6 protein-coding genes and 1 pseudogene are annotated in these 6,463 nt (G+C 67.2%); 6 read left to right on the top strand and 1 reads right to left on the bottom strand.

What is annotated here, in order from left to right; genetic code table 11:
• Positions 1 to 973: 973 nt before the first annotated feature.
• Together WAW17_RS28010 and WAW17_RS28015 are read left to right on the top strand one after the other, a co-directional pair.
• Positions 974 to 1,236, top strand: a pseudogene (locus WAW17_RS28010) (sulfonate ABC transporter ATP-binding protein); the annotation flags it as partial.
• A 207-nt stretch (positions 1,237 to 1,443) separates the two neighbouring features.
• Positions 1,444 to 2,526, top strand: coding sequence for a 3-deoxy-7-phosphoheptulonate synthase (locus WAW17_RS28015; RefSeq protein ID WP_422336123.1), 1,083 nt, complete (start codon positions 1,444 to 1,446; stop codon positions 2,524 to 2,526).
• Positions 2,527 to 2,529: 3 nt separating this feature from the next.
• Here the strand turns inward: WAW17_RS28015 and WAW17_RS28020 are convergent, their stop codons facing one another.
• Entirely contained in the window at positions 2,530 to 3,198 is a 669-nt protein-coding gene (locus tag WAW17_RS28020; protein WP_422336124.1) for an alpha-ketoglutarate-dependent dioxygenase AlkB, read from the bottom strand.
• A gap of 138 nt (positions 3,199 to 3,336) precedes the next feature.
• Between WAW17_RS28020 and WAW17_RS28025 the strand changes: the two genes are divergently transcribed.
• The 4 genes from WAW17_RS28025 to sigJ all read left to right on the top strand — a co-directional run.
• A complete protein-coding gene (locus WAW17_RS28025) occupies positions 3,337 to 4,014 on the top strand; it encodes a HEAT repeat domain-containing protein (protein ID WP_422336125.1) in 678 nt (225 codons plus the stop codon).
• Positions 4,008 to 5,012 (top strand): MerR family transcriptional regulator, encoded by a 1,005-nt coding sequence (locus tag WAW17_RS28030; RefSeq protein WP_422336126.1) that lies wholly within the window; start codon positions 4,008 to 4,010, stop codon positions 5,010 to 5,012. The genes WAW17_RS28025 and WAW17_RS28030 overlap by 7 nt, the downstream gene beginning before the upstream one ends.
• Before the next feature lie 103 nt (positions 5,013 to 5,115).
• Positions 5,116 to 5,694, top strand: a complete 579-nt coding sequence (locus WAW17_RS28035) for a carboxymuconolactone decarboxylase family protein (RefSeq protein WP_422336127.1) — start codon at positions 5,116 to 5,118, stop codon at positions 5,692 to 5,694.
• Positions 5,691 to 6,463: RNA polymerase sigma factor SigJ (gene sigJ, locus WAW17_RS28040; RefSeq protein WP_422336128.1), on the top strand; the 773-nt coding region annotated here is incomplete at its 3' end. The genes WAW17_RS28035 and sigJ, both read left to right, overlap by 4 nt.

Below are 6,463 nucleotides of genomic sequence, written 5' to 3' on the forward strand. Positions count from 1 at the left end.
GATGAGATCCCACAGTGACGACCCCGGCCCTTCCAGGGCAGCCGGGTCGACTTCGACCGGCCCGATTTGGACCAGATCGAGGTCAGGAACCGACGCGGAATCCGCACTCATCACAGAATCTTGTCGCACGCAGGACCTTCATGAGGCCGATTTCCACGGCCAACCCCGTATGCGGAACGCTGAGCGGGCAAGTTTCAACCGAACCCGCATCGCTCCAGCTCGATCCCGTAGGTGGATCGTCTTCCGGGTAGCCCGTAGTCGTACCGTGCCGGGTCGGTTGCCGCGGGAGGGGCCGAGATGTGCAGGACCCCTCTTGCGGTGCCTGGCACCCCGCACGATCAACCCGGTGTCCAGCTCCTCCATCCAGTCCAACAGGACGGCTGAGACCACCCCGGCGGGGGTGTCCATGGGCGGACCTCGGAAGTCATCGGCGGTAGTGGGGAGGCAGAAGGTCATCGCGAACAGGTTCGGGTTCTTTGCCCACTGGAGGCCACCGCGGACCGGTACCAGTTCCTCGCGTTCAGGGCGAGTGAGACGTACACCACGGGTTCCACCTCGAAACGCCCGCGGCCACGCCACGCACCTGGACACCCTGATGGAGGGGACCGATCAGTTCCTGCGCCTGACCGTCGAACCGGAGAACATCATCTTCCGCGAGAGTTCGTAGTCTGGTTCGCCCCGGACGCGGCTCGCGTGCATCCGCACCGCCAGCCAGGAAGCGCAGGGCATCAGCCGGGCGATCGCTCAGTTGTGCCGGGAGTTCCCCACCGTTACGACGAGGCCATCGGCAAGAGCGCCGCCAGTTCAGCCTTACCCCGGTCGGCAACGATCGTTCCGGACGCCATGATCTGACTCAGCAGTGAGATTCTCAAAACCCTTGCCGCCCATAGTTACTGCTCCCGCCACGAAGCCGTCGGCCCCTGCTGCTGCGTCAACTCTGCGAAATCTGCGACAAGTTCGTCACCGGACCGCTTTCGGTGCGCTCGACGCTCTCACCAAGCTGAAGATGCACGTGCTGCTTCGCGAGCTCTGCGCCGCCCACCAACCGGCCGTCCTACTGGTCACCCACGATGTCGACGAGTCATCGCCCTCGCCGACGGGGTGCTCATGCTCGACCACGGCAGCATCGTCGTCCTCACCATCGACCTGCCGCACCCCAGAACGAACCGGGTTGTGGAGACAGCGGAGTACCGCACGCTGCTGCTCGAAGCACTCGGCGTCGAAGTGGCTGCGTGAGAGGGCCGGTTTGGCGCCATGCAAAACCAGCCGCTACTGTGGTCGCCATGCAGCGTGCATATTTCTGGTTTAGCAGGCCGGCCCCGGGTGGGTCGGTCGGCGTAACCACGCGCTGATCACCTCCACCCCCAGAGCCGGATAACAGACCGGCTCGCGGGAAGCTTCACAGTCTTCGAGGGTCGGCCTGAGAACAGGAACCCCGAACCCATGAATGTCAGCCTCCACACCACCGGTGAACGCCTCGACGATCAGCGCACCGTGAGCATCAGCCCGCTGGTCGCGCCCTCCGTGGTGCGCCGCGAATTCGCCCCCGACGACGTCGCGTCCGCCACCGTGCGCACCGGCCGCGCCGACACCGTGAACGTGCTGAACGGCGACGACGACCGTCTGCTCGTCGTCGTCGGCCCGTGCTCCGTCCACGATCCCGCCGCGGCCATGGACTACGCGCGGCGTCTCGCCGCGAAGGCCGAGGAATTGCGCGACGACCTGCACATCGTGATGCGGGTGTACTTCGAGAAGCCGCGCACCACACTGGGCTGGAAGGGGCTGCTCAACGATCCGCACCTCGACGGCAGCTTCGACATCGACACCGGCCTCCGGATGGGCCGCAAACTGCTGCTCGATGTGTCCTCGCTCGGCCTTCCGGTGGGTTGCGAGTTCCTCGACCCGATCCTGCCGCAGTACATCGCGGACCTGGTCACCTACGGCGCGATCGGCGCCCGCACCGCGGCCAGCCAGGTACATCGGCAGCTGTGCAGCGCGCTGTCCATGCCTGTCGGAATCAAGAACTCCACCGAGGGCGACGTGCAGGTTGCGGTCGACGGAACACGTGCGGCCGCCGCCAGCCACGTGTTCCCGGGCACCGACCTCGACGGCCAGGCCGCGTTGATCCGCACTGTCGGCAACCCGGACTGCCATGTGATCCTGCGCGGCGGTAGCCAGGGCCCCAACTACGACGAGGCAACCGTGGCCGACACCCTCGCCCGGCTCCGTAAGTCCAGCCTGCCCGAACGCGTCGTCATCGATGCGAGCCACGGCAACAGCAGCAAGAACCACGAGAAGCAGGTGGACGTCCTCGATGACGTCGCGGCCCGGCTGGCAGCCGGCGACCGGGGCATCGTCGGCGTCATGGTGGAGAGCTTCATCGAGGCCGGACGCCAGGATCTCACCCTGGGCCACGCCGAAGAGCTCACCTACGGTCAGTCGATCACCGATGCCTGCATCGACTGGAACACGACGGCCGCGCAGCTCGACCGGTTGGCAGAGGCCGTCGCAGCTCGTCGCGGATAGAGGTCAGCGCACGCCGCGGGTCCGGAACTGCACGCTGATCCTGGGCCCGAGCGGGCGGCTGCTCTTGGGGACGCAGTGCTCCCAGGTGCGCTGACAGGATCCGCCCATCACGAGCAGGTCGCCGTGGCCGAGCGAGTACCGGATCGAGTGCCCGCCGCCGCGGGGCCGCAGGAGCAGCGGACGCGCGGCGCCGAGGGACAGGATGGCCACCATCGTGTCCTCGGTGCGGCTGCGACCGATGTTGTCGCCGTGCCACGCGACGCTGTCGGTTCCGTCTCGGTAGAAGCAGAGTCCGGACGTGGTGAAGGGCTCGCCGAGTTCGGGCAGGTAATGCCGGCTCAGCATCGCTCTCGCCTCGGCGAGCAGCGGATCGGGCAGGGATTCGTCCTCGCCGTAGAAGCGGACCAGCCGGGGAACATCGACCACACGGTCATACATCTGTCGTCGTTCGGCCCGCCACGGCACGGACTCGGCAAGCGTGATGAACAGTTCCTCGGACCCGCTGAGCCAACCCGGGCGCACGTCGATCCAGGCGCCCGCGGTGAGCGTTCGCCGCGAGACGGTAGTGCCGAGCGCGCCCAGTTCGACGCCGAGCGAAGGGTCGTCGAACAGCGAAACCTGGTGGCTGGGCCATGCAGCATGCTGGCGATAGCCCGAGGCAGGGGATGCCATGCACCCACCCTACCCCGACACTCGAACGTGTGTTCCCCTCTGTGGATCTCTAATGTGCCAGACTTTCTGGCAGCGTCCATCGCTTGACCCTGACACTGTGACAAGGAGTCGAATGGACGCCGAAGGAGGTGGTTGCTCGTGAAGACAACCAACCACAGTGAGCAGGATGCTCGCCTCGTCGACGCTCTTGCCGGTGACGACCCGTCGACTCGACTTCAGGCGGCGCTCTCGGTCGGCACGCTCCGTAATCAGCGTCTCGCGGAGACCCTCGTCGCCCGGTGTGCCCTCGAACCGGACTTCTTCGTCCGGGACATGCTGACCTGGGCGCTGTGCCGTTTGCCGGCAGAGATCACGGTACCGAGACTGCTCGAGGAGCTCGGATCCGACACCGCGCAGGCCCGCAGTCAGGCAATGCACACCCTATCCAAGATCGGTGAACGGAGCGCCTGGCCTGCGGTGTCGACACTGCTGCACGACGAACACGAGGAAGTCGCGCGCAGTGCGTGGCGGGCCGCCGTGGCGCTCGTGCCACCCGGCGAGGAGGGTGAGCTCGCCGCAGATTTGGCGACCGCACTCGGACGGGGTGACCGCCAGATGCAGCAGAGCCTGAGCCGCGCGCTGGGGACGCTCGGAGAGGCCGCCGCACCGATTCTCGACGCCGCCATGACGAGTCCCGATCCATGCGTTCGGGCTCATGCAGAAGCCACCGAGCGGCTCCGTCGCGACCCCGAGAGCGGGTTCACGCTCTCGCTCGAGATGGCGAAAAGCGTCGCCGTTACCGGTCCGAACACAGAGAAGGAAACGATGGAATGTTGATCGGGGAGGTCTCGCGGCGTTCCGGCGTCAGCACCCGTATGCTGCGCCACTACGACGCGCTGGGGCTGGTGAACCCGACGGGCCGCACGTCCGGCGGCTACCGCGAGTACTCCGCCGACGACATCACTCGCCTCTTCCATGTCGAGAGCCTCAGGACCCTGGGGCTGTCGCTGAACGAGGCCAAGCGGGCGCTGGACGAGCCCGACTTCGCGCCGGCCGAATTGGTGGCAGGCCTCATCCGGCACACGCGAGCGCGGATCGCCGCCGAGAAGGAACTGCTCACAAAGCTCGAGCACGTCGACGCGGCCGCGCCCGCGGCGTGGGTGGACGTCCTGCGCATCGTCACACTGTTGCGCGCCTTCGAATCGGAGTCCGGGGCCCGCCGTCAGCAAGCGGTGCTGTCATTGCACGACGGCGCGTCACTGCCCGTCGAGGCGCTGGTGGAGGCAGTGCTGTCGGAGGACGACCCGAATGTCGCCGGAGCGCTGCGGTGGTCGTTGGCGAGGGCCGCCGGCGAGGTGTTGGCGGAGCTTGCCCCGGGTCTGGATTCGGCGATGGCCGACGTTCGTCGCCGTGTGATTGTCGCTGTTGCAGCAGTGCCCTCCGCGGAAGCAACGGTGCTGCTGACGAGGGCTCTCGACGACTGCGACGTGACAGTGCGCGACCGCGCTGCCCTGGCTCTCGGGCCCCGGGGTGGCGTCGATGCGATGCGCACCCTCCTCGAGATGGTCGTCGAGGGGCGATCCGACGTCGAAGCTGCCGAGGTGTTGGGATTGTTGGCAGAGGTCTCGGCCTCTGCGGACGATATCGTCCGGGCCATGCAGGGCGAGCTCGACAACACCGTCGACGCCTCTACACGCTCACGAATCACGCAGGCACTAGCCGAGATTCCTGGTGCATCGGCGCAGGAGGCTCTCGCCGAGCTCGCCGAGGATGGCGACCGGACGATCGCGGCGACCGCGTCTGCGATCCTGTCCAGGCGGGTAGCTGGTCAGTAGCTGCGGGATCGGGCATGGCCGGCAAGAATCCCGGCACGAGTGTCACACGTGATTCGTGGCCGGTGTCTTCATGTCGAGAGCAAAAGCAATCGAAGGAGGAGTCATGGCCAGCAGTACCAGAATCCCGAAGGCAGAACTGACCGGCATCTACGGCGCGGTGGTCAAGCGGATGTCCCGCAAGATGGTCGGTGAGGTGGCCGAGCCCGTCGAGGTGGCGTGGCACAACCGGAAGGTGCTGAACTTCAGTTTCACCGTCGGTCGCAAGGCCCAGAAGTGGGATCGGTGTGACGAGAATTTGAAGTCGTTTGCCCACATGGCGGTGGCGAGTCTGGTCGGCTGCAGCTTCTGCCTGGACTTCGGCTACTTCCAAGCACACAACGAGGGACTCGACCTGGCCAAGGCCCGCGAGGTGCCGCGCTGGCGCGAGTCGGACGTGTTCACGCCGTTGGAGCGCGAAGTCATGGAGTACGCCGAAGCGATGAGCCAGACCCCGCCGACGGTGACCGACGAGATGTCCGCGCGGCTGCTCGAGCAACTCGGCGCACCCGCGCTGGTGGAGCTGACCGCGTACATCGCGCTGGCGAACCTCTACACCCGCACCAACATCGCTCTCGGCATCGAATCGCAGGGCTTCGCGGCGGCGTGTGACCTGAAGCCTCTCGCCGTACCCTCGGCGACATGACCGACGACCCGTTCGTCACCCACCGCAGCCTGCTCTTCACCGTCGCCTACGAGATGCTCGGCTCCGCCGCGGACGCCGAGGACGTCGTCCAGGAGACCTGGCTGCGGTGGGCCGACGTCGACCAGGCCGAGATTCTCGACCCGCGCGCCTATCTGGTGCGGATGGTGACCCGGCAGGCGCTCAACCGGCTCCGCTCCGTGTCCCGCCGCCGGGAGGAGTACGTCGGGGAATGGCTGCCTGAGCCGCTGCTCACCAGCCCCGATGTGGCCGAGGACGCCGAACTCGCCGAGAACGTCTCGATCGCGATGCTCACCGTGCTCGAGACCCTCGGTCCGGACGAGCGGGCGGTGTTCGTGCTGCACGAGGTGTTCGAGACGCCATACCAGGAGATCGCCGAGGTGGTGGGCAAGACCCCGGCCGCGGTCCGGCAGATCGCGCACCGCGCCCGCGGGCACGTCGCGGCGCGGCGGCCACGGATGCAGGTGGACCGAGCCCAACAGCAGGCGGTCGTCGAGAAGTTCATGGCCGCCGTCTCCACCGGCGACGTGCAGGGACTGGTGGAGGTGCTCGCCCCGGACGTGGTGGTGATCGCCGACGGCGGCGGCGTGGTGACGGCCGCTCGGAAGCCGGTCATCGGAGTCGACAAGGTGGTGGCGTTCCTGGCCCGCGCGGCGAAGTTCCCGGACTTCGTGGCGACCAACGCCTGGCTCAACGGGATGCCCGGCGCCCGGATCGACATCGGTGGCACGGCCACCGCGGTGAGTCTGGT

Source organism: Rhodococcus sp. (in: high G+C Gram-positive bacteria) (genome assembly GCF_049286785.1).
Classification (GTDB): domain Bacteria; phylum Actinomycetota; class Actinomycetes; order Mycobacteriales; family Mycobacteriaceae; genus Rhodococcus_F.